Source organism: Duganella sp. SG902, from assembly GCF_013376005.1.
In the GTDB taxonomy this organism is placed as follows: Bacteria; Pseudomonadota; Gammaproteobacteria; order Burkholderiales; family Burkholderiaceae_D; genus Rugamonas.
The window spans coordinates 34,243-60,281 of the sequence record NZ_JABMJK010000025.1 but is presented as its reverse complement, the minus strand read 5'-3'; the positions used below and the strand labels follow the sequence as shown (position 1 = coordinate 60,281).

At 62.7% G+C, this 26,039-nt stretch carries 27 protein-coding genes; 12 read left to right on the top strand and 15 right to left on the bottom strand.

The genetic code is table 11. The annotated features are described in order from the left end of the window. Positions 1-319 precede the first annotated feature (319 nt). The 3 genes from FHW83_RS29315 (at position 320) to FHW83_RS29305 (ending at position 3,442) form a co-directional block, all read left to right on the top strand. The gene (locus FHW83_RS29315) at positions 320-916 is read left to right on the top strand and encodes a hypothetical protein (protein WP_176649895.1); all 597 of its coding nucleotides are present in this window, start codon (positions 320-322) and stop codon (positions 914-916) included. Further along, positions 882-2,504: a hypothetical protein gene (locus FHW83_RS29310; RefSeq protein WP_176649894.1), complete on the top strand. Its 1,623-nt coding sequence runs from the start codon at positions 882-884 to the stop codon at positions 2,502-2,504. Before FHW83_RS29315 ends, FHW83_RS29310 begins: the two co-directional genes overlap by 35 nt. Positions 2,505-2,752: 248 nt before the next feature. Further along, the gene (locus FHW83_RS29305) at positions 2,753-3,442 is read left to right on the top strand and encodes a hypothetical protein (RefSeq protein ID WP_176649893.1); all 690 of its coding nucleotides are present in this window, start codon (positions 2,753-2,755) and stop codon (positions 3,440-3,442) included. 79 nt (positions 3,443-3,521) lie between these two features. Here FHW83_RS29305 and FHW83_RS29300 read toward each other — a convergent pair whose 3' ends face one another. After that, complete coding sequence (locus tag FHW83_RS29300; protein WP_176649892.1) at positions 3,522-3,761, bottom strand: hypothetical protein; 240 nt, start codon at positions 3,759-3,761, stop codon at positions 3,522-3,524. A 67-nt stretch (positions 3,762-3,828) separates the two neighbouring features. Between FHW83_RS29300 and FHW83_RS29295 the strand changes: the two genes are divergently transcribed. The 4 genes from FHW83_RS29295 to FHW83_RS29280 all read left to right on the top strand — a co-directional run bounded on the left by FHW83_RS29295 (position 3,829) and on the right by FHW83_RS29280 (position 6,317). Continuing rightward, a complete protein-coding gene (locus tag FHW83_RS29295) occupies positions 3,829-5,229 on the top strand; it encodes a PLP-dependent aminotransferase family protein (RefSeq protein ID WP_176649891.1) in 1,401 nt (466 codons plus the stop codon). A 70-nt stretch (positions 5,230-5,299) separates the two neighbouring features. Next, positions 5,300-5,626 carry a helix-turn-helix domain-containing protein gene (locus FHW83_RS29290; protein WP_176649890.1) on the top strand — a complete coding sequence of 109 codons (327 nt, stop codon included), beginning with the start codon at positions 5,300-5,302 and terminating at the stop codon, positions 5,624-5,626. A gap of 8 nt (positions 5,627-5,634) precedes the next feature. Continuing rightward, positions 5,635-5,871, top strand: coding sequence for a hypothetical protein (locus FHW83_RS29285; protein ID WP_176649889.1), 237 nt, complete (start codon positions 5,635-5,637; stop codon positions 5,869-5,871). Positions 5,872-5,897: 26 nt separating this feature from the next. Further along, positions 5,898-6,317 (top strand): hypothetical protein, encoded by a 420-nt coding sequence (locus FHW83_RS29280; protein ID WP_176649888.1) that lies wholly within the window; start codon positions 5,898-5,900, stop codon positions 6,315-6,317. Between the two features lies 1 nt (position 6,318). On the opposite strand, the gene FHW83_RS29275 is transcribed toward FHW83_RS29280, so the two are convergent. Further along, a complete protein-coding gene (locus FHW83_RS29275) occupies positions 6,319-7,950 on the bottom strand; it encodes a methyl-accepting chemotaxis protein (RefSeq protein WP_176649887.1) in 1,632 nt (543 codons plus the stop codon). A 27-nt stretch (positions 7,951-7,977) separates the two neighbouring features. Further along, positions 7,978-8,412, bottom strand: a complete 435-nt coding sequence (locus FHW83_RS29270; protein WP_176649886.1) for a cache domain-containing protein — start codon at positions 8,410-8,412, stop codon at positions 7,978-7,980. A gap of 96 nt (positions 8,413-8,508) precedes the next feature. On the opposite strand from FHW83_RS29270, the gene FHW83_RS29265 reads away from it, so the two are divergent. Then, positions 8,509-8,850: a hypothetical protein gene (locus FHW83_RS29265; RefSeq protein ID WP_176649885.1), complete on the top strand. Its 342-nt coding sequence runs from the start codon at positions 8,509-8,511 to the stop codon at positions 8,848-8,850. Positions 8,851-8,892: 42 nt separating this feature from the next. After that, positions 8,893-9,276, top strand: coding sequence for a cupin domain-containing protein (locus tag FHW83_RS29260; RefSeq protein WP_176649884.1), 384 nt, complete (start codon positions 8,893-8,895; stop codon positions 9,274-9,276). Positions 9,277-9,298: 22 nt separating this feature from the next. On the opposite strand, the gene FHW83_RS29255 is transcribed toward FHW83_RS29260, so the two are convergent. The 3 genes from FHW83_RS29255 to FHW83_RS29245 are packed head-to-tail and all read right to left on the bottom strand — an operon-like array spanning position 9,299 to position 11,828. Continuing rightward, entirely contained in the window at positions 9,299-10,729 is a 1,431-nt protein-coding gene (locus FHW83_RS29255; protein ID WP_176649883.1) for a hypothetical protein, read from the bottom strand. Continuing rightward, positions 10,726-11,445 (bottom strand): ABC transporter ATP-binding protein, encoded by a 720-nt coding sequence (locus FHW83_RS29250; RefSeq protein WP_176649882.1) that lies wholly within the window; start codon positions 11,443-11,445, stop codon positions 10,726-10,728. Before FHW83_RS29250 ends, FHW83_RS29255 begins: the two co-directional genes overlap by 4 nt. Further along, positions 11,442-11,828 (bottom strand): GntR family transcriptional regulator, encoded by a 387-nt coding sequence (locus tag FHW83_RS29245; RefSeq protein WP_176649881.1) that lies wholly within the window; start codon positions 11,826-11,828, stop codon positions 11,442-11,444. Before FHW83_RS29245 ends, FHW83_RS29250 begins: the two co-directional genes overlap by 4 nt. A 190-nt stretch (positions 11,829-12,018) precedes the next feature. On the opposite strand from FHW83_RS29245, the gene xth reads away from it, so the two are divergent. The 3 genes from xth to FHW83_RS29230 are packed head-to-tail and all read left to right on the top strand — an operon-like array spanning position 12,019 to position 14,488. Further along, the gene (xth, locus tag FHW83_RS29240; RefSeq protein ID WP_176649880.1) at positions 12,019-12,801 is read left to right on the top strand and encodes an exodeoxyribonuclease III; all 783 of its coding nucleotides are present in this window, start codon (positions 12,019-12,021) and stop codon (positions 12,799-12,801) included. Further along, positions 12,801-13,565, top strand: a complete 765-nt coding sequence (locus FHW83_RS29235; protein ID WP_176649879.1) for a histidine phosphatase family protein — start codon at positions 12,801-12,803, stop codon at positions 13,563-13,565. The genes xth and FHW83_RS29235 overlap by 1 nt, the downstream gene beginning before the upstream one ends. Continuing rightward, positions 13,562-14,488: an NAD(P)H-hydrate dehydratase gene (locus FHW83_RS29230; RefSeq protein ID WP_176649878.1), complete on the top strand. Its 927-nt coding sequence runs from the start codon at positions 13,562-13,564 to the stop codon at positions 14,486-14,488. Before FHW83_RS29235 ends, FHW83_RS29230 begins: the two co-directional genes overlap by 4 nt. Positions 14,489-14,590: 102 nt before the next feature. On the opposite strand, the gene FHW83_RS29225 is transcribed toward FHW83_RS29230, so the two are convergent. From FHW83_RS29225 to FHW83_RS29185, 9 genes are all read right to left on the bottom strand, one after another. Continuing rightward, positions 14,591-16,258, bottom strand: coding sequence for a peptide chain release factor 3 (locus FHW83_RS29225; protein ID WP_176649877.1), 1,668 nt, complete (start codon positions 16,256-16,258; stop codon positions 14,591-14,593). Positions 16,259-16,303: 45 nt separating this feature from the next. Continuing rightward, positions 16,304-20,854 carry a pilus assembly protein gene (locus FHW83_RS31200; RefSeq protein ID WP_176649876.1) on the bottom strand — a complete coding sequence of 1,517 codons (4,551 nt, stop codon included), beginning with the start codon at positions 20,852-20,854 and terminating at the stop codon, positions 16,304-16,306. A 9-nt stretch (positions 20,855-20,863) separates the two neighbouring features. After that, positions 20,864-21,442: a hypothetical protein gene (locus FHW83_RS29215; protein ID WP_176649875.1), complete on the bottom strand. Its 579-nt coding sequence runs from the start codon at positions 21,440-21,442 to the stop codon at positions 20,864-20,866. Then, the gene (locus FHW83_RS29210; protein ID WP_176649874.1) at positions 21,439-22,653 is read right to left on the bottom strand and encodes a prepilin-type N-terminal cleavage/methylation domain-containing protein; all 1,215 of its coding nucleotides are present in this window, start codon (positions 22,651-22,653) and stop codon (positions 21,439-21,441) included. Before FHW83_RS29210 ends, FHW83_RS29215 begins: the two co-directional genes overlap by 4 nt. Position 22,654: 1 nt before the next feature. Then, positions 22,655-23,077, bottom strand: coding sequence for a prepilin-type N-terminal cleavage/methylation domain-containing protein (locus FHW83_RS29205; protein ID WP_176649873.1), 423 nt, complete (start codon positions 23,075-23,077; stop codon positions 22,655-22,657). Then, positions 23,074-23,700 (bottom strand): Tfp pilus assembly protein FimT/FimU, encoded by a 627-nt coding sequence (locus tag FHW83_RS29200; RefSeq protein ID WP_176649872.1) that lies wholly within the window; start codon positions 23,698-23,700, stop codon positions 23,074-23,076. The genes FHW83_RS29205 and FHW83_RS29200 overlap by 4 nt, the downstream gene beginning before the upstream one ends. Then, a complete protein-coding gene (locus FHW83_RS29195; protein ID WP_176649871.1) occupies positions 23,688-24,113 on the bottom strand; it encodes a type IV pilin protein in 426 nt (141 codons plus the stop codon). Before FHW83_RS29195 ends, FHW83_RS29200 begins: the two co-directional genes overlap by 13 nt. Before the next feature lie 101 nt (positions 24,114-24,214). Then, the gene (locus FHW83_RS29190; protein WP_176649870.1) at positions 24,215-25,201 is read right to left on the bottom strand and encodes a HAMP domain-containing sensor histidine kinase; all 987 of its coding nucleotides are present in this window, start codon (positions 25,199-25,201) and stop codon (positions 24,215-24,217) included. Then, positions 25,198-25,866, bottom strand: coding sequence for a response regulator transcription factor (locus tag FHW83_RS29185; protein ID WP_176649869.1), 669 nt, complete (start codon positions 25,864-25,866; stop codon positions 25,198-25,200). Before FHW83_RS29185 ends, FHW83_RS29190 begins: the two co-directional genes overlap by 4 nt. Between the last annotated feature and the right edge of the window lie 173 nt (positions 25,867-26,039).

The window sequence follows — 26,039 nt, the reverse complement described above, 5'->3', positions numbered from 1 at the left end:
TGGTCCTTGCCCGAAAGCGGGCAATGCAGTTAGAGACCGAATATACGTGAGCAGTCGTACCTGAAAGTCAAAGACGGAATGTTTGCAAACGAGGATGAGTCCATATACGACGTTCAGTTATCTCTCACTATCATTTGAAAGGGCATACGTACTTAAAAATAAGAACAATGCTGCACGTATCCTCGCTGAAGTATTTCTGGCCAGTGCAAGCCTATTGTCGGCCGCTGCAAACGTAACTGCTGGAACATCCGATGAACTCACAAAGCTTTATAACGACGACTAAGATGACAGAGTGTTGGCTTAGCAAAAAGAGGACTAAATGCTGCCTGACCTACCGATTTTGAAGAGAGAATTATGGGAAATCTGGTTACAGTATCTTCAAAGACAGACGCATGCCAACATGGGCGTGTTTCAGCAAGTCGGTAGATACACATCGCATGAAGGGGATCGGTTAAGCGTTATTCGCGGGGACGGCACGGTTGAAGAGTCCGAGTTCAAACGCGCCAGTTCAGAAATGGTCATGAAGCTGGACGATATTGCTAACTCCACCCCTCAGGACCGAGTGGCGCTACTCGACAAAATTGCTAGAGACATGGGGAATCAGATCTCAATGCATTTGTTCGACGGCCTAAACAAGACCCTTGATGAGGCTGGGCAAGTTGTGGATGGGCAAGGTAGGCCGTTTGATCACGAAACGATACTTGCAGTGATCGAGTCCATACAAATTGATTTTAACGAGTTTGGTCAGCATGCACCTCTCTCCATTGTTTATGCTCCAGGGATGACAGAAAAAGTAAGAGAGGCGTTTCGTGCCCTTGAAAACGATCCGAGTATAAAAGCACGTTACGATGAGTTAATTTCTCGCAAGAAGGTGGAATGGCGTGATCGAGAAGCTGCTAGAAAACTGGTTGGATAGAGCCAGCGAGCGTAGTTACCAAGCCGTATTCGTCCAGATGTTGGCTGCAGATGGGTACACTGTGCTACATAGTACACGACACTGTTTACTGGAATATGGCAAAGATATTTTAGCTATTGCGCCAGACGGCGTTGGTTGTGCGTTTCAACTGAAGGGGGATCCGGGCGGACGAATGAAGATTTCAGAGTTTCGGAAAGACATTCAGCCGCAGCTTACGCAACTCATGGCACAGTCCCCGTCATATCCAGGTTTCCCAACTGGTGCTCATCGTGCGTATCTCGTAAGTAACGGACAATTTGAAGAGGAGGTGCAAGTTGCTGTTCGTGAGATGAATAACGGCCCATATCCTTCGAAGACTTTACTGTGGTCTCGTGGGCATCTCTTCGATATGTGCAAAATCCATGCTTCTGCGCTTTGGCCAAGTGAGTTGAGAGATAACCGGGCTTTGCTGGAGCTTTATATGGCGGACCCTCGCGAACCACTTGAGGTGGATATTCTGTCAGGGATGATGGAGTCTATTCTGAAGCTTTCAGCAGATAATGATTGTATGAAGCAGACTGAGTTAGCGAGGGCTGCTAGCAGTGCTGCGTGGCTTACTGGTATCGTGACCGCCATTCATGCAGAAAAGGAGAATCATCACGCGGTTATATCTGCTTGGACACTATGCTGCGTTTCACTGATTGCCGCGTCTGAAAAGCATGGAGATGCATCCGTTTCAGCTGTCGGTGAAAGTTTGAAGCTCGCACAGAAAGCCCTGATAGACGCTTTGGCCGCGCTGTGGAGCGACGTCACCAAAAAAGACCACTTAGTTGAGGGCGATGCGTTTACAGATCCAGAAATCTTCGGGTGGCGAGTAGGTGTGTTATTCGGCCTTTTATCTTGTTTGTCTATTGTTGACGAAGAAATGCCCATTTTGGATGCGGCGTCTAGAAATGCTCTTCGCTCGTGGCTCAAACAACCACCTCGCCAGCCTGAGTTGTGGGGTGAAGCAGTAGTGGCACATCTTATTCCTTGGGTTACTTGGTTGCGGAGAAATGATCCTACACTGCGACCAGACGCCGAGATTAGTGAGCTTGCCACAGCAGTTATAGTTGCGAATCAGCCTAACAGCACCATTGCTTTAGCCAACCCGTACTATGATTTCGATGCTGTGCTTCGCCATAGGCTTGGTATGCCACTCTCAGCAAAAAGAAGATCATTGGCGCGGGAGGCTATTGCAGGTAACTCCTATACTGCCGAAGCTCTCCTGCATCTTTTGGTGCGAGCGAATATGAAGGGAAAATGCAAATCACTTTGGGCTAGGTTTACAAAGCTTTCTCATCATCGACTTGTATTGGACAAATCTTGGCATTATTGCCTGGTTCAGGCGCCTACTGGTTCAAACGAAACAAAGATATACCCATCCAGTTACCAATGGTCCCGGCTGAAATGTGAGGCATTGAATGGGATCTGCAGAGGCGAAGTGCCCAGCGTTTTACAGAGGTCGCCATGGTTGCTCGCGCTTTGGTGGCAGGTCGCCCCACATCGCATGAACTCAGAAGCTGTACGTGTATTTGTTGACGAAATTTTACCCGGTTGGGGTACCTAATCTGGCTAATTAGTGGATAGTCTGATTATTGTACTAGCTCAGACTTGGCCTGATACGTGCACGCTATGTGGCGCAAAAGTATGCATTCCAAGACGACGAAAAATAGAAGGCAAAGGTAGCAGAAAAATTAATTCTTTAATCTAACTGGCGCAGTCAATACCCGGAGTTGAGGAATAATGGCATAGCAGTAAAGATTTTAGGCGAATTTTATGATGATTGATATAAAAAAATAAATGCTAGGAGATAGGGTGGATCTCAGTATTGATGTTCAAAAATTCTTGGAAAAAGTTGACTCAACGAAAAATCCTGAATTCGTCAACCATCTGAAAGAGGCGCTCAATTGGCTTGGCAAGCGATTGGATTATTCTTTTCATTACTATCAGCAGCTAAAGAGAAGTACTACCCCAAAGAATCTTGAAGCATCACTATTGATGTTTGATCGTACGGCTCGCATTCGCTTTGAGGCTGCAAGCCTCGCTTATCTTCAAAATATTCATGCGGCTTGTGATGCTTTTCCGTTTGCTTTGCATATCCTTCTTGGCGGTCTTTCGAAAGCGGAAGCTAATTCTAATAATGAGCACTTCAAATGGAACAAGAAATTAATAAGCGATGTTGTTAAAAAATTCCCGCATGCAATCAAGCTGCATGAGGCGCTGAAAGATTTTTCAAATGACGTTAACTTTTTAATGCTTGCTTCATTGGTCAACCAAGCCAAGCATAAGTATTTTCCTCGAATTAAGTGTAACTTAGATGTTTCGAAAAATAAGTATTATTTGTCAATAGAATCATTCGAATACCTAACTTACACTAATGGTAAGGCACAATCGAATATATATGAGAATTTAAATATTTTGAGCTTCGCAAAGACGATTCACGATGAAACGTTACTCAAGATATTTCATCTTTATAAGTTGGCCTACGATTGCGTCGAAAAATAGATATTCGATGAAGGTCCACAACGGGGAATGCCGCCAGCCATCAGTGGACAGCGGCGTCCGAACTACTATCCCTTAGCCATCATAAGAAGGTCAAGTCCATCCCGAGCAGCCTGATAAGGTAGAAGGTGACGAGGCCTAGGCCTAGAACCGACAGCACGAAGACCCCGGCGATCTTGCCGCCCGCGCGCAGCACCGCGCTCCTTTCCTTTTCCCGCCCCCTCTTCCCTTGATCGTAGTGCCATTTGATGGCGAAGAACATGCCCACGCCGAGCACGAGAAACTTGAATATAACGAAGACTACGGGGATCCAATCGATCATTTTATGTATTTCCTGGCTATCACTTGATGCATACTACTTCAAAGCAATTTCCATACATTGAGACATAATGTCCCAGTTAAAAACCATACAAGATGAAAATGCGCCTCTCTGGGTGCCGCGCTTAGCCGCGCACGGCGGGCCACGTTTCCTACAGATCGCGGACGCGCTGCAGGCGGCGCTAGCCGATGGCTCGCTGAAACCGGGCGACCGTCTGCCTCCGCAGCGCCAGTTGGCGGCCCAACTGGACGTCGACTTGACGACGGTCACACGCGCATACGATGAAGCCAGACGCCGCAATTTGTTGGAGGGGCGCGGCGCTCGCGGCACTTATGTCGCGGCGCCGAAAGTCGAATTGACCTCGGTTCTCGACCTGAGCATGAATACTCCTCCACCGCCAGATGGCGTGGACTTCGACGACCTGTTGAAGCAAGGTTTGTCTCAAGTGCTGATGAGGGCAGACAGCGCATTGCTGATGACTTACCACCTGGCCGGTGGCAGCGATTCCGACCGCAAGGCTGGCGCCAAATGGCTCGCGCCGATGTTCGGGCAGCTGGACGCCCAACAGCTGCTTATCTGCCCGGGCGCGCAAGCGGCGATCGCCGCGTTGATTCTTGCGCTGACGGAGCCTGGCGATGTGATTCTGGCGGAGCCAACGTGTTATCCCGGCCTGCGCGCCGCCGCGCTACAGTTCGGCCGCCGCCTCATCGCGGTGGAAGCGGACCAGCACGGGATGGTGCCTGAGTTGCTTGAGAATGCCTGCCGCCAGCACCAGCCTGGCTTGGTCTACCTCAATCCGACATTACAGAACCCGACCACCGTCACCATGCCGGAACGCCGGCGCAAGGAGCTCGCCAGCATCGCGCAGCGCCGCAAGGTACGCATCGTCGAGGACGATCCCTACTGGCTCCTTGCCAATGCCCCGCCGCCGCCCATCGCCACGTTGGCGCCGGAACAGGTGGTCTACATCTCTACCCTGTCGAAATGCCTGACGCCCGGCTTGCGTGTCGCCTTCGTGTTGATACGCGACCCGCAGGAACGCGAACGCTTCCTTGCCGCGCTGAGATCATTCGCGCTGATGGCCGCTCCGTTGAGCGCCGCTCTGGCCACGCAGTGGATCCTCGACGGTTCGGCCGACAGATTGATGGAAGGCGTCCGCACCGAGGCGCGTCTGCGCCACCGGATGGCTCGGGATGTTCTGGCGGGACGATACAGCGGCGCCGGAGACGGCCTGCATGTATGGCTCGAGCTGCCGGCGTATTGGACGCCCTCCCAGCTTGCGCGCGCGGCCGACAACGAGGGCATCGCGGTCACGCCGGCGGAGGCGTTCGCCACCGGCGGCGTACCCGCGAACGCGATTCGGATCTCCTTGGGCAGCATCAAGGACCGTGCGCGCCTGCAAGCGGGACTTCAACGGCTGTCTCATCTGCTTGCGCGGCGGCCGGAGTCGTTCGGCGCCGCTGTGGTTTAACTTCCCCAACAAGCGCTCCGCCCCAAAAAAAAGCTTTGACTTGCTGACACCTGTCAGATATTCTTTACACATGAAATCAAAACATCTCACAGGCGATCAGCTACTGGCGGCGCTTTCAGCGCTGTCGAACCCGCACCGTTTGCGGGTGGTGGCGGCGCTGGCGGCGGGTGGACGGAACTATGTCAGCCAGTTGGCCCGTGAGTTGAATATCAGCCGTCCTTTGCTGCATTTGCATTTGCAGAAGCTGGAGGATGCAGGTCTGGTCACCAGCCAGCTGGAGTTGTCGGAGGATGGCAAGGCGCTGAATTTTTTCGAGGCCGCGCCCTTCGCCATCGACCTGACGCCGGCCATGATCGCCGAAGCAGCAGCAACCCTGACTAACAACCCTGAAAAATAGAGGCATCTATGTCTGAACCGGTTTACCTGACGACCATCGCCATCTTCTTTGGAACGATTTTCATGATTTATCTGATCCGTTCGCAAACCAATCTCAAGAAGGCGCAACTACTGGCCGGGAATGAAGAGTCGTACCGCGCCATCGCCGAACGAGCCGTCGCCGCGCAGGAGCAAACCGCCGCGGCGCTGGCGGACCTGCAAACCCGCATCATCGCGATTGAGAAAGTCCTGAAGGAAGTCGAGTAGCCCCAACCACCATAAGGAGACGCACCATGCCGCAAGTATCGCTGTTTCGCCTGTATTCGCTGAGAGCCGTGTATCTGATTATCGCGCTGGGACTGGCGCTGGTGGTGTGGCCGAGCATCATTCGGCACGCCGAACCATGGGGCCTGTCGCAAGGCGTGGTGAAGTGCATGCTGGCGGCATTCAGCCTGCTGTGCGTGGTTGGTATCCGCTACCCGCTGCAGATGCTGCCGGTGCTGTTCTGGGAACTCACCTGGAAAACCATCTGGATGCTGGTGGTGTTCCTGCCCGCGTGGCGGAACGGCACGCTGGACGAGGCCATCATCGGCACCGCCATCGAATGCGCCGTGGTCATCATCATCCCGCTCGCCATGCCGTGGCGCTACGTGTTCGCCCACTACATCCGGAAGGACAGCGACCGCTGGCGCGCCGTCCCAGCCGCCGCTTGAATTAATTTCGCACGGAAGCCAGCCGCAGACGCACCACGCGCGAACTACCGGAGGGACGGTTGGCATCCGGCGGCTCGACGCCTTCGTCCAGCCTGAAGATGGCCACCGCTTCCGACAAATAGACCGCCTGCCGCTGCAGGGTGCTGGCCGCGGCGGCGGCCTGCTGTACCAGGGCCAGGTTCTGCTGGGTGATCTGGTCCATGCTGACGATGGCCTGCTGCATGCCCAACACGCCTTGCGCCTGCTCGGCGTTGTCGTCGCCGATGTGGCCGATGATCTCGCCCACCTGCCGCACCGAATCCACGATCTCCACCATGCAGGCGCCCGCCTCCTCCGCCGAGCGCGTGCCGTGGTCTATCTCGGCGACCGAATCGGCGATCAGCAGTTTGATTTCCTGCGCCGCCGACGCCGACCGCTGCGCCAGCGAACGCACTTCTCCCGCCACCACCGCGAAGCCGTCGCCATGCTCGCCGGCGCGCGCCGCCTCCACCGCCGCGCTCAGCGCCAGCATGTGCGTCCGCACCGCCAGTCCGTCGATCACGCCGACGATCTCCACCACCCGGCGCGAGCTGCCGCGTATCGATGCCATGGTCACCACCAGCCGCTGCACCACGCTGCCGCCGCGTGCCGCGAAGCTGTTGGCGCGGTGCGCCAGTTGCCCCGCCAGTTCCGCCTGCGTGCCGGCCCGTTCCAGTTGAGAGCCCAGCTGCCGCATCGCGCCGCCGGTTTCCTCCAGCGTGCCGGCCTGGGCGCGGGTGCGTCGCGCCAGCACGGTGTTCCCTTGCGCGATCTCGCGCGAGGCCAGGTCGATCGACTGCGCCGAGGCCAGGATGGTTTTCAGGGTGGTGTTCAGATTGCGGATGCTGGTGTCCAGCGCGCGCGAGGTTTCGGCGATTTCATCGCGCCCGTACACGCGCTGGCGCACCGTCAGGTTGCCCTCGGCCAGATCCACCGCCGCCGCGCCGATCTCGCGCACCTCTTTCAGCATGGCGTTGCGCACCGCCATGGTCACCAGCAGCGACAAGGCGATCGACAGCGCCACCACGATCGGCATCCAGGTCGACAGCACGCTGAAGTCGGTCTCGGCGTCGGCGTAGGCGCGCTCGCTCAGCGATTGTTCCAGCCGCGACAACTCCTCCAGCCGCTGTTCGACCACGTCGAACGCGCGCTCCGCCTTGGACATGGCGTTGGCCGCCATCGACTGGTCGGCCATCGCCAGCTCGATCACGTCCTGCATGGCCTTGACGTACACGGTGTGCGCGGCCTGCGACTGCACCACGAAGCGCCGCTCGGCCGGGTCGGATTGGGTGGCCATCTCCAGTTGCGCGAACTGGCGGTCCAGCGCGGCGTGGCGCAGGTGGATGTCGCGCACCAGCGCGTCCACGCGCGGCGCCGAGAAGCTGGCGTTGATCCACGTTAGCAGCTGGTAGATCTCGGTGTGCGCCTTGTGCGCGTTGGACACCAGGTCGGCGGCCGCCTTCAGCCGCACAGCGCGCTGCTGCACCATGTTGTCGAGCGACTGGTTCTGCCGCAGCAGGCCGAGATAGGCGCCGGTCGACAGCACGATCAGCAGGATCAACACGACGCCCGGCGCCAGCAGCAGCTTGGGGCCGATCTTGAGTTTGCTCAGCATATGATGGGGTAAGGGCAGCACGGCCGTTCAGTGCTTGTAGATGCCGGCTTCCAGCGCCACGTCGTCCACCCGCAGCACGTAGGTGCGCTTGGCTTCGACCTTGCCCGTTTCCGGATTGCGGAACTTGTAGTCGACCCAGCCGCGTCCCGGTCCGCGCGCCAGCGCCAGCATCTCCTGCCGGAACAGCTTGCCGTCGGCGTCCGGCACATCCAGCAGGTTCTTGCCGATCAGCGCGGTGGTCGGATGCGCCACGGTGATGCCGTTCAGGTCGCGCATCGCCAGGTACAGCGCGCCCTGGTTGAATTCCGGGTCCTTGCCGTTGATGCGCGCCGCCATCTCGGCCCTGCCGTGGGCGCGCAGGTATTGCGCGCCCTTCTCGGCCAGCGCCACCGCGTCTTTTTCATTGGGCGCGGCCCGCGCCGCGCAGCACACCATCAAAGCCATTCCGATCATCGCACGCATGATTCCCCCCGGCAGCCAAGATGTTGTAATCTACGCTGGCCCACGCTGCGCATTCTTGCGTTCGATCAATGGACACAAAGTAACAACAGGAGCGATATGAAAGCATCGACCAAGGCCGCGCTGATCTCGGCATTGATCTTCCCCGGCCTGGGCCATTTCTTCCTGCGGCCGCCGCGCGCCATGCGCGGCCTGCTGTTCATCGTGCCGGCGGCGCTGGCGGTGTCCTACATCGTGCGCCAGGTGCTGACGCTGTCGGCGCAGTTGGTGGCGGAATTGAACAGCGGCGCCTTGGCCGCCGATCCCGGCGCGATCATGGCGCGTCTCGACGCGTCCGGCGCCGACAACCCGGTGGCCAATTGGCTGTCATGGCTTGCGCTGTTGTGCTGGGTCGGCGCAATTGCCGACGCCTTGTGGCTGGGACGACGCAACGGCGGATAAGCAGCGTAGAATTAGTGTTTCAATAACAAGAAGGGACACGCCATGAAATCCGCCAAGCTTATCCTGATTGTCATGTTCATTGCCGGCACCGCGCTGGCGCAAACGGGCACCATCCGCCGCACAGTCCTGCAAAAAACCGACGTGTCCGTTCCCGGACGCGAGGCGGTGGTCGCCAGGGTGGAGCTGGACGCCGGCGTCGCCGCCGGGCGTCACTCCCATCCGGGCGATGAAATCAGCTACGTGCTGGAGGGCGAAGGCGAACTCCTGATCGATGGCGAGGACCCGCGCCGCGTCAAGGCCGGCGAATCCTTCGTCATCCCCGCAGGCACCGTCCACGATGCCGTCAACACCGGCAAGAGCACCATGAAGCTGGTCGGTGTCTATGTGGTGGAAAAAGGCAAACCCCTGGCCAGCGCCGCCAAGTAGCTGAACAGCTTGATGCGCCCAACTAGACCGCCGCGCGGCAGGCCGGCAGCAACGGCGGCAGCGCGACCAGTTGCTGCCAGCGCAGCCGCATGACGATGGCCGTCACCAGCGCGACGCCGCCGCCGAACCAGAACAACGGCAAATCGGGGTGAGCCTGATCCACCATCGCCAGCGCGATGTAGGCGGCCATCACCAGCGTGACGGTCACCACCATCAGCACCGCGTTCGGACGTGGCGGCGCGCTGGCATAGTCGCGCATCAGCAGCAACGTGAATGGCAGCATCAACGTCGCCAGCGCGAAGGTGATCCCGCGCACCTGCGGCTGCCCAAGAATCACGGCGTCGATGCAGGAGATGGCCAGCAGACAAATCAGCCACAGGCGCAGGCAACGGAACAGCAAGGCGCCGAGCAGTACGCGGTTGAATTGGTTCGAGGCGGGGGCCGCGGGCGTCAGGCGATACAGGCCCTGTTCGCCGCCACGGCGCACCGCATGCGTAACCACCGTGGAGGCGTAGATCACCACACTCATCATCAACATGCCCTGCATCATGGTGCTGCTCACCATGGTGAATACCGCATCGCCCTTCGCCGCGAGCGAGCGCCCGACCATGATCATGATCAAGGCCGAGATCACGGCATACACGATCGCGCCGCCATCATGGGCGGGCGTGCCCAGCGTATGCAGCATCTGGCGGCCGCGGTTGACGCCACGCCGGCTGTCGGCGCGCAAGGCCGCGTTGTAGGGGGCGCGCAACCAGGCCAGTCCGGGCACGCCGTGCGCCGGTTCGGTATTCAGCACGCTGCCGCTGGCAACCGCCAGTTGGCGCGTGAAACGCAGATACCACGCCCAATGACGGTCGCCGCCCTGCGGAAACAGCGCCTGCAAGGCGGGCCGGGCCAGCAGCGCCAGCAGCGTCATGCCGAACGAAGTCAGCAACGGCTCGCCAACCGCATCGGCCGCCGACAGCACCTGTTCCACTGGATGGTTGCTGACCCACAGCGAACCGACGATGACCACCGATGGCAGGAAGTTCAGCCAGTTGTAGCGCTGCGCATACAGCACGTAAATGCTGAACAGCGCGCCCACCAGCAGGCCATAGCCCGGCCGTCCGGTCAGCAGGCCGCTGAGCGCGCCGGTCAGCAGGGTTGCGCCAGCGTACAGCAGCACTGTCAGGCGCATCAGCTTGCGCCGCAGGCCTGGCACCAGCACCGCGTTGGCCGGCGTGTTCTGCTGCACCGCATTCTTCAGGAACGCCCCGCACCACAGATAGCACATGCCGCCAATCAGCCACAGCAGCACCAGTTTGCCAAAATCGGGCTTACCGAAATGATAATTCACGACCAACTGGATCACGGCGAAGCCGCCCACAAGCCAGCTCAAACGCACCAGCATGCCGCAACTGGCGCGGTCACGCAGGAGCTGTAACAGCAATTGCCGGGTGGCGGCGTTCATTTCGTCACCTCGACAAACAGGTCTTCGAGGCTGAGATTTTTACCCTCAAGCAACTCATCCAGCGCGCCTTGCAGCACGATCTTGCCGCCTTGCAGAAACGCCACGTCCAGCGCCACCCGCTCCAGGTCGGACAGGATGTGCGTGGAAAAGATCACCGTGGTGTCGCGTTCGATGACGTCATTGACCAGTTCTTGCAGAAAATCACGGCGGCCGATCGGGTCGAGGCTGGCGACCGGCTCGTCCAGCACCAGCAATTTCGGATCATGCGCGAGCGCGCGGATCAGCGACAGGCGCTGCTTCTGGCCGCCAGAAAGCTTGCTGATCTGCTTGGTCGCCGCTTCGCCGGCCAGGTCCCAGCGTTGCATCAGACTGTCCACCTTGGCCTGGTTCCAGCGCGGGTACAGCGCCTTGAAATAGTCCAGCAGTTGCAAAGGCGTCAACCATTCAAACAGCTCCGACCTTTGCGGCACGTAGCCGATGTTGGCGCGCGCCTCCTCGTTCAGTGCCCCGGCTTGTTGACCAAACAGCTTGCTGCCGCCGGCGTCCGCCTCGCGCAAGCCAAGCAGGCACTCCAGCAAGGTGGATTTACCGGCGCCATTCCGGCCCAATAATCCAATCACCTTGCCCGATTCGATATTCCAGTTAATACCCTGTAAAACCTGCTGCTGGCCGAAGGCTTTATGCAGGTTGGCGATTTCGACGACATTGGCTTTCATTTATTTTCTCCGAGTATTTTTTTAAACAGATTCAGCACCGTTTCGTTATCCAGTTCCAATTGGCGGGCTTCGGCGGCGGCCCGTTCCAATGTGGGTCTTAAAAGATTTTCCCGCCCTTCTTGTAATTTACTTTGCGCCACCAGCATGCCAACGCCGCGCGCCCTGCTTAATAAACCTTCGGTTTCCATCATGTTATAGGCCTTGGAAACCGTCATGGGATTCACCGCCAAAGTGACCGCCACATCGCGGACAGACGGTAAAACATCGCCGGGTTTGAGAACGGCGGCGGCAATCAACCGCCGCACCTGCTCGATCAGTTGCCGGTAAATAGGATCGGACGAGCCGGTCGTTATGGTGAACAAGGAAGCTGTGTGCGTGGCCATGGCGGTTGTATTTGTGTATTAGTTGATTAATACAGTATACGTCGCGACCGCGCCTGTCAAGCGGCTTTTGCTCTCCTTGCCAGAATCTGGCTGGATCACGCCAATTCCTGGCTTGAATACGGGCTATCGCAGCCCTTGTTGCGTGCGTTGGCGCACCGGCGCGTCAGGACTAGCTGTTTATACTTGCCCCATGCGTATCGCCACCTTCAACGTCAACGGCATCGGCAGCCGCCTGCCCGCCCTGCTCCAATGGCTGGATGAAACCCGGCCGGACGCCGTCTGCCTGCAGGAATTGAAAGCCCCGCAGGAAAAATTCCCGGAAGCGGCAATCAATGAGGCGGGTTATCAAGCCATCTGGCATGGACAAAAAAGCTGGAATGGCGTGGCCATACTCGCGCGTGGTCAGCAGCCGGTTGAAACCGGACGGGGATTACCCGGTGACCCCGACGATGCGCAAAGCCGGTATATTGAGGCGGTGGTGAATGGGGTTATTATCGGAGGCTTATATCTACCGAATGGGAATCCTGCTCCCGGTCCAAAATTCGATTACAAATTAAAATGGTTTGAGCGGTTTATCCTGCACGCGTCCAAATTAATCGAGAGCGGCGCCCCAGCCGTTCTGGCGGGTGATTTCAATGTCATGCCGACCGAGCTGGACGTATATAAGCCGGAACGCTGGTTGGATGACGCTTTATTTCGCCCCGAGGTGCGCGCGGCGTTTCATAGGCTAATTGAGCAAGGCTGGTGCGATTCCCTGCGCGTCACCCATCCGGGCGAAGTTATATATACCTTCTGGGATTATTTCCGCAACGCCTACCAGCGCAACGCCGGCCTGCGCATCGACCACATCCTGCTCAGCCCAGCGCTCACGCCGGCGCTGAAAAAGGCCGGCGTGGACCGCGACGTGCGGGGCCGCGAGAAGCCCAGCGACCATGCGCCGGTGTGGGTCGAACTGGATCTGGGGGAGCGCTGATGGAACAGAAATGGCCGCAGCAACTCTGGCTGGTCCGGCATGGCCAAAGCGCCGGCAACGTCGCCCGCGACGAGGCGGAAGCCGGCAAAAAGCTGCTGATCGACCTGGCCGACCGCGACGTCGATGTGCCGCTGTCGGAACTCGGACACCGTCAGGCACAGGCCATGAGCGGCTGGTTCCAGGCCATGGCGCCGGACGCCCAGCCCAATGTCGTGCTGTTTTCACCCTACGTCCGCGCCCGCGCGACGGCCAAGGTGGTGCTTGATCACCTCGACCGCGACAGTCTGCTGGCGGTGGCTGGGGATGAGCGGCTGCGGGAAAAGGAATTCGGCATTCTTGACAGGCTGACACCACTCGGCATCCACGACAAATATCCAGAACTGGCGGAACAACGGGCCCACGTCGGCAAATTCTATTTCCGGCCGCCCGGCGGCGAAAGCTGGTGCGACGTCATCCTGCGTCTGCGCAGCGTGATCGACACCATGACCCGCGAATATCACGGCGAACGGGTGCTGATTGTGGCCCACCAGGTCATCGTCAATTGCTTCCGCTACCTGCTGGAGCGGCTGGACGAGGACGCCATCCTGGCGATCGACCGCGCCGGCGACGTGCCCAACTGCGGCATCACCGAGTACCGTTTCGATCCATCGGCTGGCAAGCACGGCAAGCTGGTGCTGGTACAAGCCAACTTCGTGGCGCCGCTGGAACAAACCGGTACCCCGGTAACCCACCAAAAAGACCAACCCGCCGCGCCCAAATCATGAGCATCGACATCACCGCCCGCCTGCTGCGCGACTGGCCGCTGCCCATGCCGGGTCCCGACGCGGATAAAAATGAACGAGGATACGCGCTGATTGTCGCGGGATCGCGGGAGATGCCCGGTGCAGTGCTGCTGGCCGCGACCGCCGCCCTGCGCGCCGGCGCCGGCAAGCTGGCGATCGCCACGGCGGCCAGCGTGGCGCCGCAAGTCGGCGTAGCGGTGCCCGAAGCACGCGTACTAGGCTTGCAGGAAACGCCGGACGGCGGCCTGCTGGCCGATAACCGGTCCGACCTGCACGAACTGTGCGGGCAAGCCAGCGCCGTGCTGATCGGCCCCGGCATGCAGGACGACACCGCAAGCTGCCGCCTGGTCCGGGCACTGCTACCGCATTGCGGCCACGCGCCGCTGATCCTGGACGCCGCCGGCATGAGCATCGTCAGCCGCGACGCCGACTGCGGTCCGATCGCGACAGAGGGCGCGGACGGCGCGGCAGTCGGCGGCTTGCGCTTCGACCATCCAGTGCTGCTGACGCCGCACGCGGGCGAACTGGCCCGGTTGACCGGCGCCGACAAGGACGACATCCTGGCCCAGCCGGAAGCCGCCGCCCGGCTGGCCGCGCAGCGCTGGCGCGCGACGGTGGCGCTGAAAGGCGCGCTGACCGTGATTGCCGACGTTGAAAAGCACGAATGGCGCCACGAAGGCGGCAACACGGGGCTGGCGATATCGGGATCGGGAGACGTACTGGCCGGCATCATCACCGGCCTGGCGGCACGCGGCGCGTCGCTGGAGCAAGCCGCCGCGTGGGGCGTCGCCCTGCACGCCATGGCGGGAGAACAACTGGCCCTGAAACACGGGCCGCTGGGCTACCTGGCGCGCGAGATCAGCACCGAAGTGCCGGCCCTGTTGCGCGCCATGGCCGCCAACTGATGAGCCGTAATCCGGGGTCAGGTCCTCCATTTCTACACGAGCCCAGCAGTAGGCGCGCCTAATGCTGGGCTCGTGTAGAAATGGAGGACCTGACCCCGGAGTTTAGACGAGCTTGGCGGAGTGCTCGCGGGTGGCGTGGAATTGCAGTTTGGGCCAACGTTCCTGCGTCAGGCGCAGGTTGACGCTGGAGGTGGCCAGGTAGGCCAGGTTGCCAGCCGCGTCGTAGGCGACGTTGTGGCCCAGCTGGTCCTCGAAGTCGGCCAGCGCTTTCTTGTCATCGCTGGACACCCAGCGCGCGCTGCTGATGCTGGTGCCTTCAAACACCGCATCGACACCGTACTCGTTCAGCAGCCGGCTCGCCACCACCTCGAACTGCAGCACGCCCACCGCGCCCAGCACCAGCTCGCCCCCCTGCACCGGCTTGAACACCTGCACCGCGCCCTCCTCGCCCAGCTGCTGCAAACCTTTGTGCAGCTGCTTGATTTTCAGCGGGTTGCGGATGCGCACCTGGCGGAAGAAGTCCGGCGCGAAGAACGGGATGCCGGTGAAGGTCAGCATTTCGCCTTCGGAGAACGAGTCGCCAATCTGCATGTTGCCGTGGTTCGGCAGGCCGATGATGTCGCCGGCGTACGCCTCTTCCACCTGCTCGCGGGTCGACGCCATGAACGTCACCACCGACGACACCTTCACTTCGCGCCCCAGGCGCAGGTGCTTGACCTTCATGCCACGCTCGAAACGCCCCGAGCACACGCGCAGGAAGGCGATGCGGTCGCGGTGCGCCGGGTCCATATTGGCCTGGATCTTGAACACGAAACCGGTGAACGGCTCTTCCTTCGGATCGACCGCGCGCACGGTGGCGTCGCGCTCGCGCGGCGCCGGCGCCCAGTCGACCAGCGCCGACAGGATCTCGCGCACGCCGAAGTTGTTGATGGCGGAGCCGAAGAACACCGGCGTCTGCACGCCGGCCAGGAATTCCTGCAGGTCGAACGGGTGCGAGGCGCCGTTGACCAGCTCCACTTCCATGCGCAACTGGTCCATCTCCAGCGGGAACATCTCCTGCAGGCGCGGGTTGTCGATGCCTTCGATGATTTCAAACGCGCCGTCGGCGCGCTCCTCGCCGGCCTTGAACAGCATGATGGTGTCGTTCAGCAGGTGGTACACGCCGCGGAAGTTCTTGCCCATGCCGATCGGCCAGGTCACCGGCGCGCACTGGATCTTCAGCACCGATTCCAGCTCGTCCAGCAGTTCCAGCGGGTCGCGCGTTTCGCGGTCCATCTTGTTCATGAAGGTGACGATCGGCGTGTTGCGCATGCGGCATACGTCCAGCAGCTTGATGGTCTGCGCTTCCACGCCCTTGGCGGCGTCGATCACCATCAGCGCCGAGTCGACCGCGGTCAGCACGCGGTAGGTGTCTTCCGAGAAGTCCTGGTGGCCCGGGGTGTCCAGCAGGTTGACCACGTGGTCGCGGAATTCGAACTGCATCACCGACGACGCCACCGAGATGCCGCGCTGCTTTTCGATCTCCATCCAGTCCGAGGTCGCGTGGCGCCCCGATTTGCGGGCCTTGACGGTGCCGGCCATCTGGATCGCGCCCGAGAACAGCAGCAGCTTTTCGGTCAGCGTGGTTTTACCCGCGTCCGGGTGGGAGATGATGCCGAAGGTGCGGCGGCGCTGTACTTCACGCGCGATCAGGGCCGGCGTCCTGGCGCTGCCGGCAACCGGCGCGTCGTCGTTGTTCTCGGGGATTGTGTTTTCGGTATCGTTGACCATGTTGGGGCGATCTAAGGCGGTTCTGCAAACCCTCGATTATACCCTTTATTCTCCTTTAATACGACGCCATCCGACCCGGTGCGCCTCGGCCGTGTCGAGTTCCTTGGTGCGGCTGGTGGCGTTGCTGCCGTCGGCGAAGGTGGTGATCAGTTTCAGCTGCCCGCTCGGCAGGCGCACGATGATGAAGCCCACCGCCGCCGAGGTGCTGGACAGCGTGGACCCGGCCGGGTCGCCGTTCACGCCCTGTCCGGTGCACACGTCCACCTGATACAGGTTGCTGGTGCCGCCCACCGAGCACGCCGACGACGAGGACGGGATGTTGGTGATGACGTTGGCCACGCCGCTGACGATTTGCGGATCGAGGTTCATGCGCTCGCCGGCGTTCAGGTTCCAGTGGAAGTACCAGCCGTCCTTCTGCGACAGGTCCACAGGCGTGTCGGTGATGGCGTAGGTGACCGAGTTGCTTGAGGAACCCTGCACGCTCAGCACCTGCTGCACCAGGTTGGAGGTCGGGATGCTGCCCAGCGCGGTGCCGCTGTCCTTCAAGGCGAACAGGGTCTGCACGTCGGTGTTGGAGGTGTCGGGCACGTCCAGCAGCCGGCCGGTGCCGAACAGCACCATCCGCACCGCGCTGGTCCGGGTGCTGGTCACGCCGCTGGCGTCGGTGCTGGTGATCGGCACGCCGCACTGGGTCACGTCCGGACGCGTGGTGATCGGTTTGCTGACGCCGGCGTCGCCCATCTTCAGCACCGAGATGGCGCCGCTGGTGGCGGTCAGGTCGAAGCGCCACATCGCGCCCAGCACGTCGCCGCCGTAGACGTAGGTGACCTTGGCGTCGGCCAGCGGATCGCTGCTGATGGCGGTGATCTTGGCCAGGCCGGACGGCGTGGTGGTGTCGCCGGAGTTGGTCCTGGCGCGCGCCAGGATGGCGCCGGTGGCCGCGTCGACGATGTACAACACGCCGTTGCCGGTGCCGGTGCCCACGCCGTCGGTGCCGGGGATGTTGTTGTAGCCGGAGGTCAGGAACACCACCCACTTGTCCTGCCAGATGCCGAACTGCGGGTTGCCGAAGCTCAGCCCCAGGTCAGGGTCGTTGTGCTGCGGGCAGACGGCGGCGTCGGCGCACAGCTCCCACATCACCTTGGGCGCGGTGGGGTCGGTCACGTCCAGCGCGTAGTAGCCGCGGCCGCCCGCGTTCAGGCCGCCCACCAGCATGGTGCGCCACTGGCCGCCGATCTTGACGTCCGCCACCTCCGGCGAGCCGTCGGCGGTGAACTGGTGGTTGGTGCCGTAGGTGGTGCTGGCCAGCGCCGCCATCTTGCTCATGACGATGCGCGGCACGTAGGCCCAGCGCTCGTTGCCGGTGGCGCCGTCGAAGGCGTGCAGCATGCCGTCGTTGGCCGCCACGAACACGGTGCCCGGACGGTTGGCGTAGGCGGTCTTGTAGTCGGCGTAGGCGGTGTCCGGATAGTTGTTGTGCGGCTCGCGCAGGTAGGCCGGCTTGGACGAGGCGATGTCGCCAATCACGATCGGCACCGTGGCGCCGCTGGCGTCGGTGGTGGTGCTGTAGGCGCGGAACAGGTTGTCGTCGGCGTAATCCTGCACGCCGCGCAGCCAGTTCACCATGTTGGTGCCGCTGTTGACGGTGGCCTTGTCGGCCGCCGACAGCAAGGTGCATTGGTTGAGGACGCCGCATTTGTTGGCGAACCACAGCCTGGCGGCGGCGTCCATATTGTCGAAGGTGAATTCGACCGGATCGGTGCCGGGCGCCTGCGCGGCCTGCATCATCTTGATCTTGCGGGTGGCGATCGATTTGCCCACGGTGGTGCTGGTGCTCCAGGTCGGCGTCTTGATCACCTCGCCGGAGGTGGTGTCGATCTTGCGGTCGGTCAGCTCGCCGTACCAGCGCACGGTGGTGAAGGTGGCCGAGAAGATGTCGTTGTCGGTCAGCGTGATGTTGGGGGTCGAGGTGGCCGCCGCCGCCGCCGCGCCGGTGCGCACCTGCATGTTCGACAGCGCCTCGCGCAGGCCGCTCACCACGTCTTTCGGATCCTGCGCGCTGAAGTATTTGCCATGGCCGTTGATGGCCGCGTGCCACAGGTCGTCCACCCGCTCCTGCACGGTGCTGGCAGTGTTGGTCACGTCCGGATCGGGCCAGACGTAGGCGCCGCCGCCATTCCACGGGCAGCCGGTGGGCGCCTGGGTGATCAGGTTGTAGAAGTCGCCGCCCGGTTTGGGCGCGGTGTCGTAGTTGGCTTCATAGGTCATCACGCCGTCCACGCCCAGGCCCAGCGTGTAGGTGTTCATGTGCAAATGGGTGTTCTCGCCGTTGGCGGCGGGCACCGAGCCGGGCCTGGTCATGTCCGGTTCCAGCACCGGCCGCAGCGACACGGTGCCGGTGCTGGAGCCGCCGTTGTACCAGTGCAGCGCCACGTCGGCGATCGACGGCTGGCTCTGCGCCCGCTTGTCGACGCAGCCGGACGAGATGCTGCAGAAGCGCGCGCTGTTTTCCACGTTGTCGTTGTTGACCACGTTGTTGGTGGTGGCGCCGTTCCAGTAGCCGTCCGTGGTCAGGATCAGGAAGTTCGGCTGGCACGGGTACTGCACCACCTCCTGCCCGCTGGCGTAGTTGTACGGCGTGAGGTTGGCGAACATGCGGCCGACGTTGTCCATGGCGGTGCGGATCGGCGTCGAGCCCGAGGTGGTGGTGGCGTACAGCGTGTTGTACCAGGTGGAGCGCGCGCTGCCGGTGAAGTCGGCCGGCTTCAGGTCGATGGCGCCGCCGGCGCCGGCGTTGGACAGCTTGACGTAGCCGACCTTGTAGTTGGCCGTGATCGGCGAGAACGCGATGCCGACCGAGGTCTTCATCATTTGCAGGCGGCTCTTGTAGTAGACGTACCAGTTGGCGAAGTTGGTCATCTCCTCGGCGTAGGTGCAGGTGGCGCCGGCGCAGTCGGTGCGGTCCACCGATTTCGGATAGGTCTGGCCGCTGACGATGTTCACCCGCACGAACGGATTGGGCGCGCCGGAGCCGGCCGACAGCGCCGCCGTGGTGGTCGGGATGGTGTCCATGATGGCGGCCGTGGCGCTGGACGTCAGCGAGCCGGGATTGGTCACCGCGCCGATGGTCAGCGCGCCGGTGTTGGTCAGCGCCCCGCTGTCGACCACGCACACGCTGTTGGCCGGCAGCGTGTTGACGCAATTGCTGTTGGTGCCGGCATAGGCCTTGTAGGTGCCGCCGGTGCCGATCTTGGCGACGAACAGCGCCGCCACCTGCGCCGCCGTCTGGTTGCGGCCGATCGCCATGCTGGTGCTGTACAGGTTGTTGCCGTTGTATTTGCTGAGGTCCATGGCCGGCGAGCCGCTGTTGGCGGTGGTGCCGCTGAAGGTCACGTAGGCCGGCGCGATGCGGGTGGTGCTGGCGGTGACGGTGAAGCCCCAGCCGGCGCGCGAGCTGTCGCTGACGGTCACGCAGTTGGTCAGGTTCTTGGCGCCGGTGCAGACGACCGGCACCACCGCCACCACGTTCTCCGCCGTCAGGGTGATGCCGAACACGCTGCAGGCCGGCACGCTCGGCTGGCCGGTCGGCGTCTTGACGCAGGCATAGTTCTGGTTGGTGGTGTTGCGGGCGATGATGTTGGCGGCCACCGTGCTGGCCAGGGTCTGCTGCTTGAGCGCGGTGTTGGTGCCGGTGCTGGCGGTCATGCTGCCGCTGGTGATGTTGACGCTGCCGCTAGGTTCGGCGATCGCGATGTTGGTGATGCTGAGCGAACCGGCGCCGGCCGAGGCGCCGATGGCGATGGTGCCGTACGAGGCCACCGCGCCGGCCGGCGCCGAATAGCTGGGGTAGATGAAGCTGCCCACGCGCTTGCCCTGGCACTGCGTCAGCAGCCGGTCGCTGCACCAGCGCACCTTGACCGGCACCGGGTAGCCGGCCGGCGCCGTCGCGCCGATGCTGGTCGACTTGCAGTTCTTCATGGTGTCATCGGCGCAGTACTGGCCCACGCCGATGGTGTAGTAGTACGGGCCGGTGGTGATGTCCACCGGCGAGCGGTAGGTGGCGTCCGGATAGCTGTAGGTCGAGGTGTTGAACTGGCACACGCCGCTGCTGCTGGTGGTGCACCACTTCAAGTCCGGAAAGCCGCTCACCAGGTTGATGTTGTTGCTGCCGGTGTTGCCGAACAGGTCGGCGCGGCGGGCGCCGAAGCCGTCGTTGCTGACCACGGTCCAGTTGCCGGTGTTGGCGGCGTTTTGCTCGGGATAGTAGCTGCCGTCCGACCTGATCGGCACCTGGTAGTGGATGGCCGGGTTGTAGTATTGCTTGTTGAAGTCCGGGCTCATGAACGGCGGGTGGCCGACGTTGCAGGCCATCACGCCGGCCTGCAGCGACACGCTGCTGCGGCACAGGCTGTCGTTGACGTAGTCCGGCGTGTAGGTCTGGTCCATCGAGCCGGAATTGTCGAACAGCAGCATCAGGTTGGGCTTGACGGTGCCGGTGCCGGTGATGTTCAGCAGCGGCACTTGCGCGATCTGGGTCGGCGCGGCCCAGGCCGGCGACGCGATCAGGCAGGCCAGCAGGATAAGTAGCTTTTTCATGATGATTCCTCAGGGACCTTTCATGATGACGGCCTGCGTCATCACGTTGCCGCCGCGCGGGCCGAACACCCGCGCCGTCACCACGTAGTGGATCTGCGCCGCGACGGCCAGGTTGGAAGCGTCGACTTTCAGTGTTTCACCCAGCGCGCGCGGACCGGTGGTGCCGGGACGCGGCGCGGTCAGCTGGCAGCGGTTGTTGTTTTCGTCATAGGCGCCCGGCAGGTTGCACATGCGGTGGATCACGTACTGCACGCGGTTGCCGTCGGTGTCGGGCGGCAGCGTGACGGCGCCCAGCCAGAAGTTGGGGTTGCCGACCGTCCAGTTGGGCGGCAGGGTCGCCACATAGCCTGCGGCCGCCTGGTCGGTCAGCAGCAGGTTCTTGTTCGGCACCGTGCGCAGGTAGGTGAAGCCGGCGTGCAGGCCGGCGTCGGCGGCCTTGGTCAGGGCCGCCTCGTAGGCCAGGTTGGAGGTGGTCAGCGTGCTGGAGGTGCTGGACTTGAGCAGGTAAATGCTGCTGACCATCATCACCGCCAGCATGATGAGCATGATCGGCAAGGCAATCCCGCGCTGATATCGGAGCTGTTTCATGGCCGGAACTGGGAATTAATAATGGGCACGATGGTCTCGAACACCCGGTAGCGATAGCACTTCCAATCGATGGTGTCGCCGCCGACCGCCACGTTGACCTGCATCGGCACCGGGGCCACGCCGGACGGCACGGCGTTGCCGAACACGGTCGGCTGTGCCGTGGTGGCGCCGCAGGCGCCGCCCGGCGCCGGCTTTTCGATCGTCTTGCTGCGCGCCACCACCGCGATGCGCACCGCCGTGATGCGCTGATAATCGCCGGGGCCGCCGTTGACGCCGTCGTTGTCGGCGTCGATCATGGTCGGGCTCCAGACCGTGATCTGCATGCCGCCGTTGGCGGTGGCCACCATTTGCGTGCCGTTGCCGGATGGATTGGGATCGTAGTTGGGCAGCGCGCGGTTGTCGAAGCCGTATTGCGCCTTGATCGAGACGATGTTGTCGGCCACCGCGGCGCCCGCCAGCTCGGCGCCGGCCAGGTCGGTGGCGCGCAGCAGCAGGATGCCGTTCCGCACCGACCAGGTATGGAAGTGCAGCAGGTCCGGCTGGCCGAGGTTGTACATGAAGGTGACGTTCTTGGCATAGCCCTGCGCCATGCTGGCGGCGGCGTTGTAGCGGAACTGGGGGCCGCCGGCCAGCAGGAACTCGGCCTCGCGGCCGACGGCCGGGTTCAGGCCGGCCATCTGCATGACGGTGCACGGCCGGTCCGGCGCCTGCGGCGCCACCACCAGCACGTCGCCGGGGTTGTAGCCGTAGGGGCCGCGCTGGGCGCTGACCACAAAGCTTTCGCCGCCGTAGTCGGCCGTCATCATGATGGAGCCGACGCCGGCGTTGGCGCTGCCGCTGTTGAACGAGATCACGTCCGGCGCCGTGCCATTGGACTGGATCACCACCGACGCCAGCGGCGTGACGTCGACGCCGTCCCGCTTGGCCCCCAGCAGCTGGTAGCCGCGCTGGTCGCTGAAGACGGTGTTGCAGCCGGCCACGGTGCGGTCGTTCAGGCCCCAGCCGGCGGTGGCGGCGTCGCCGCTCAGCGAGAACATGGCCAGCATGCCGTTTTGCATGGAGTCGGAGCCGCCGACGGCGGCGTCCTTGTTGGCTTCGCCGCTAATCACCAGCCGCGTGGCGAACAGCAGCGCCAGCAGGCCGATCACCACGCTGACCATCAGTTCGACCAGCGAGAAGCCGTGGCGGCGATGTCGGGCGGGCGTCCTCATGTCAGCGCGCGATGTAGGAGGTGACGCGGTGGCGATTCTGCTCGCTGCGCGCCTTGCGCTGCCAGCGGATCGAGATATCGACCTGGTAGCGGTTCTGGGCCGGCTGGTCCTGCACCTGCACCGACAGCGTCGCGCCCGGGATGTTGCGGCGCGTCTCGGTGGCCCAGGCCGCCAGTTGCGTGTTGGGCGTGGCGCCCTCGGCCAGGTTGTACTGGGCGATATTCGGCAGGTCGGCGTTGATCACGCCGATCAGTTTTTCCGCCGCCAGCGTGGCCTCGGCGCGCATGCCGGCGTCCGACAGCGCCGAGTAGGCGCGCGCCTGCAAGCCCACCGTGCCCAGCAGGCCGATGCCGAGGATGACGATGGCCAGCATCACTTCCAGCAAAGCGATGCCGTGTTGGCGGCGGGCGGCGATGGCGTTCATGGCGGGCAGGCCCGGTTATCGGTGGCGGCCAACGTCGGGTCGCACTTGGTGGCCATGCCGGCCAGCGTGACCACCAGCGCCACCACCGGCACGTTGTGCGCGTACTGGGTGGACGGATCAAGCCGCAGCTGCGTCAGGCGCGGCGCGAACGTGGTGTCGACCCAGCCGGTGGCGGTGTAGTACACCTGCGAGGCGCCGGCCGGCAGCGTGGTCGGCAGCAGCACCTCGGACGATGGCAGCGAATCGGCGGCGCGGAAGATGGAGCGGAAGCCGGCCGCGCCCTCGGGGTCGTTGGCGGCCGGCGCGGCGGTGGTGGACCAGCTGTCGTCGCCGGGCGCGCAGGCGGTATCGGCGCCGACGAAGCAGATGTCGACCTGCCAGTCCATCTGCCCGGTGTTGACGTTGGGCGTGAGCGAGATGCGGCTGAACGCGTTGTGCGACACCGCCTGGCGGCGCGCCATGCTGAAGCCCTCGGCGTAGAACTCGCTGGCGCTGCGCGCGCGGTTGGTCAGCAGCCAGTTGCTGGCGTTGGGGATGCCGATCGCCAGCATGATGCCGAAGATGGTGATGGTGACCAGCAGCTCGATCAGCGTAAAGCCGGCCTGGCGCGCTAGTTGGAACATACCCCGCCCTTGTGGTCGACCCAGCACGAGGTGCTGGTGCCCCAGCCGGTTGGGCTGCCGGCGGTGGCGCGTGTGCCGCTCTCGTTCAGGGTGTAGACGAAGCCGGCCATCTTGCCGGTGCCGGTGGCGGTGATGGTGTAGGTGGAGGTGGTGGCGTTGCTCAGCGCGTAGGTGAAGTTGGGGGTGGCGGCCGGGAAGCCGGGCGAGCCGTCAAAGTTGACGTAGGTGCGGTTGTTGGACCAGTACTGCTCGGCGGCCGGCTGCGCCCCGCCCAGCGCGGTGAAGGCCTCGCTCAGGCGGCCGCGCGTGACGTAGTCGCTGTAGGCCGGCACCGCCACGGCCAGCAGGATGCCGACGATGGCCACCGTGATCATCACCTCGATCAGGGTGAAACCTTGCTGGATGCGTTTCATCGCGCTGCTCCTCATGCCGGAATCTGATGAGTTGCAGTGTAGCCCGCCTGTCTGTCATTTCCCTGAGGAAATCCTGACAGACCCCTGACAAGCGCACAAATTCAGGGAAATTTCACCGTGAACAGGACGCCGCGGCCGCTGGCGGGATCGGAAATGCTCAGCTTGGCGCCGTGGACGGTGGCGATGTCGCGCACGATGGCCAGGCCCAGGCCGCTGCCATGGGTTTTGTCGTCCAGCCGCACGTAGCGGCTGAACACCTGCTCGCGCATGGCCGAGGGGATGCCGGGGCCGTTGTCCTCCACCGTCAGCAGGCCGGGCCGCACGGTCACCGTCACCGCGCCGTGGACCGGGGTGTAGCGGATGGCGTTGTCGATCAGGTTGTCGATCAGGTCGCGCAGCAGGAAGCGGTCGCCGGTGACGGTGGCGGGCGCCAGGTCGAAGCCGATGTCGATCGACTTGAGCGTGGCCTGGTCGACAAAGCCCTGCACCGCCTCGGCCACCAGCGCGTCCAGCGCCAGCGGCTCCAGCCGCGCCTTTTCAAAATGCTGCGGCTCGGCCCGGGCCAGCGCCAGCAGCTGGTTGGTCTGGCGTATCATGCGCTCGGTGGCGGACAGCATCAGGCGCACCGACTGCACGGTTTCCGGCTCGGCATGGCGCGCGCCCAGCCATTCGAGCTGGGTCTTGAGGCCGGCCAGCGGCGTGCGCAACTGGTGCGCCACGTTGGCGAGGAAATCCTGGCGCGCCTGCGCGCCCTCACCCACCTTGGCCAGCAGGCCGTTGAACGAGGACACCAGCGGTTCCAGCTCATACGGCACGGCGTCGGCCGCCAGCGGCGCCAGGTCGTCGCCGTCGCGCGCGTTGAGGTCGGCGCGCAGCCGGCTCAGCGGCCGCAAGCCATTGCTGACCGAGAACCAGATCAGGCCCACGCAGCCCAGCCCGATCACGATCTCCACCAGGATCAGCGTGCGCAGCACCGCCTCGCGCAGGTGCGGCGAGGCCAGCGTGTAGGCCAGCGCGCCGGCGCCCAGGTTCATCAGCAGCACCGGCGGGATCACCCACTTCAGCAGGCGCAGGCGGATGCTGCTCATGCGCCCGGCTCCAGCATGTAGCCGAAGCCGCGGATGGTGCGGATGGTGACGCCGCCGTCGGCGATCTTCAGCCGCAGGCGCGAGATGTAGACTTCCACCGCGTTCAGGCTCAGGTCGTCGCCCCAGGGCAGGATGGCGTCGATGATCTGCTGCTTGGACACCACGCGCGACGGATGTTGCAGGAGGAATTCCAGCACCGCCCATTCGCGCACCGACAGCTCCACCACCTTGTCGCCCACGCGCGCGCGCTTGGCGGCCACGTCCAGCGACAGCCGGCCCATCGCCAGCGCCGTCTGCGGCGGCGTGTGGCGCCGCGCCAGCGCCTTCACGCGCGCCACCAGCTCGGCGGTGGCGAACGGCTTGACCAGGTAGTCGTCGGCGCCCTGCTCCAGCCCGCGCACCCGGTCCTCGACCGCGTCGCGCGCCGTCAGCAACAGCACCGGCACGGCGCTGCCGCGCGCGCGCAGGCGGCGCACCACCTCGAAACCGTCCATGCCGGGCAGGCCGATGTCGAGCACCACCACCTCGGCGGCGGCGCCGCGCTGCAGCAGTTGGTCGGCCTGGGCGCCGTTGCCGACCACCTCCACCACCATGCCGTGGCTGCCCAGCACGCGGCTCAAGCCGTCGGCCAATACCGCATCGTCTTCCACCACCAGTACATGCATAATCGTGCGCCACATCGTCGGGAGTTATGCCATTATGCCGCTGCCTCTCCGAGAAAGACAGTGGCCCTTGTAGGACCAGGACTACAAACGCGCATGTCTTGCGCCTACATTTGGGCGTCCCTTGATCTTATGTTCGCCAATTAACAATCCTCATAAAGTTACGTCAACACGTA

Coding starts and splice junctions, on each gene's coding strand:
- FHW83_RS29280 (WP_176649888.1), top strand. CDS start 5,898: ATGCCGCAAGTATCGCTGTTTCGCCTGTATTCGCTGAGAGCCGTGTAT.
- FHW83_RS29255 (WP_176649883.1), bottom strand. CDS start 10,729: ATGAACGCCGCCACCCGGCAATTGCTGTTACAGCTCCTGCGTGACCGC.
- xth (WP_176649880.1), top strand. CDS start 12,019: ATGCGTATCGCCACCTTCAACGTCAACGGCATCGGCAGCCGCCTGCCC.
- FHW83_RS29290 (WP_176649890.1), top strand. CDS start 5,300: ATGAAATCAAAACATCTCACAGGCGATCAGCTACTGGCGGCGCTTTCA.
- FHW83_RS29190 (WP_176649870.1), bottom strand. CDS start 25,201: ATGAGCAGCATCCGCCTGCGCCTGCTGAAGTGGGTGATCCCGCCGGTG.
- FHW83_RS29225 (WP_176649877.1), bottom strand. CDS start 16,258: ATGGTCAACGATACCGAAAACACAATCCCCGAGAACAACGACGACGCG.
- FHW83_RS29285 (WP_176649889.1), top strand. CDS start 5,635: ATGTCTGAACCGGTTTACCTGACGACCATCGCCATCTTCTTTGGAACG.
- FHW83_RS29185 (WP_176649869.1), bottom strand. CDS start 25,866: ATGCATGTACTGGTGGTGGAAGACGATGCGGTATTGGCCGACGGCTTG.
- FHW83_RS29230 (WP_176649878.1), top strand. CDS start 13,562: ATGAGCATCGACATCACCGCCCGCCTGCTGCGCGACTGGCCGCTGCCC.
- FHW83_RS29265 (WP_176649885.1), top strand. CDS start 8,509: ATGAAAGCATCGACCAAGGCCGCGCTGATCTCGGCATTGATCTTCCCC.
- FHW83_RS29300 (WP_176649892.1), bottom strand. CDS start 3,761: ATGATCGATTGGATCCCCGTAGTCTTCGTTATATTCAAGTTTCTCGTG.
- FHW83_RS29260 (WP_176649884.1), top strand. CDS start 8,893: ATGAAATCCGCCAAGCTTATCCTGATTGTCATGTTCATTGCCGGCACC.
- FHW83_RS29295 (WP_176649891.1), top strand. CDS start 3,829: ATGTCCCAGTTAAAAACCATACAAGATGAAAATGCGCCTCTCTGGGTG.
- FHW83_RS29195 (WP_176649871.1), bottom strand. CDS start 24,113: ATGAAACGCATCCAGCAAGGTTTCACCCTGATCGAGGTGATGATCACG.
- FHW83_RS29235 (WP_176649879.1), top strand. CDS start 12,801: ATGGAACAGAAATGGCCGCAGCAACTCTGGCTGGTCCGGCATGGCCAA.
- FHW83_RS29245 (WP_176649881.1), bottom strand. CDS start 11,828: ATGGCCACGCACACAGCTTCCTTGTTCACCATAACGACCGGCTCGTCC.
- FHW83_RS31200 (WP_176649876.1), bottom strand. CDS start 20,854: ATGAAAAAGCTACTTATCCTGCTGGCCTGCCTGATCGCGTCGCCGGCC.
- FHW83_RS29270 (WP_176649886.1), bottom strand. CDS start 8,412: ATGCGTGCGATGATCGGAATGGCTTTGATGGTGTGCTGCGCGGCGCGG.
- FHW83_RS29275 (WP_176649887.1), bottom strand. CDS start 7,950: ATGCTGAGCAAACTCAAGATCGGCCCCAAGCTGCTGCTGGCGCCGGGC.
- FHW83_RS29205 (WP_176649873.1), bottom strand. CDS start 23,077: ATGAACGCCATCGCCGCCCGCCGCCAACACGGCATCGCTTTGCTGGAA.
- FHW83_RS29315 (WP_176649895.1), top strand. CDS start 320: ATGCTGCCTGACCTACCGATTTTGAAGAGAGAATTATGGGAAATCTGG.
- FHW83_RS29250 (WP_176649882.1), bottom strand. CDS start 11,445: ATGAAAGCCAATGTCGTCGAAATCGCCAACCTGCATAAAGCCTTCGGC.
- FHW83_RS29210 (WP_176649874.1), bottom strand. CDS start 22,653: ATGAGGACGCCCGCCCGACATCGCCGCCACGGCTTCTCGCTGGTCGAA.
- FHW83_RS29200 (WP_176649872.1), bottom strand. CDS start 23,700: ATGTTCCAACTAGCGCGCCAGGCCGGCTTTACGCTGATCGAGCTGCTG.
- FHW83_RS29215 (WP_176649875.1), bottom strand. CDS start 21,442: ATGAAACAGCTCCGATATCAGCGCGGGATTGCCTTGCCGATCATGCTC.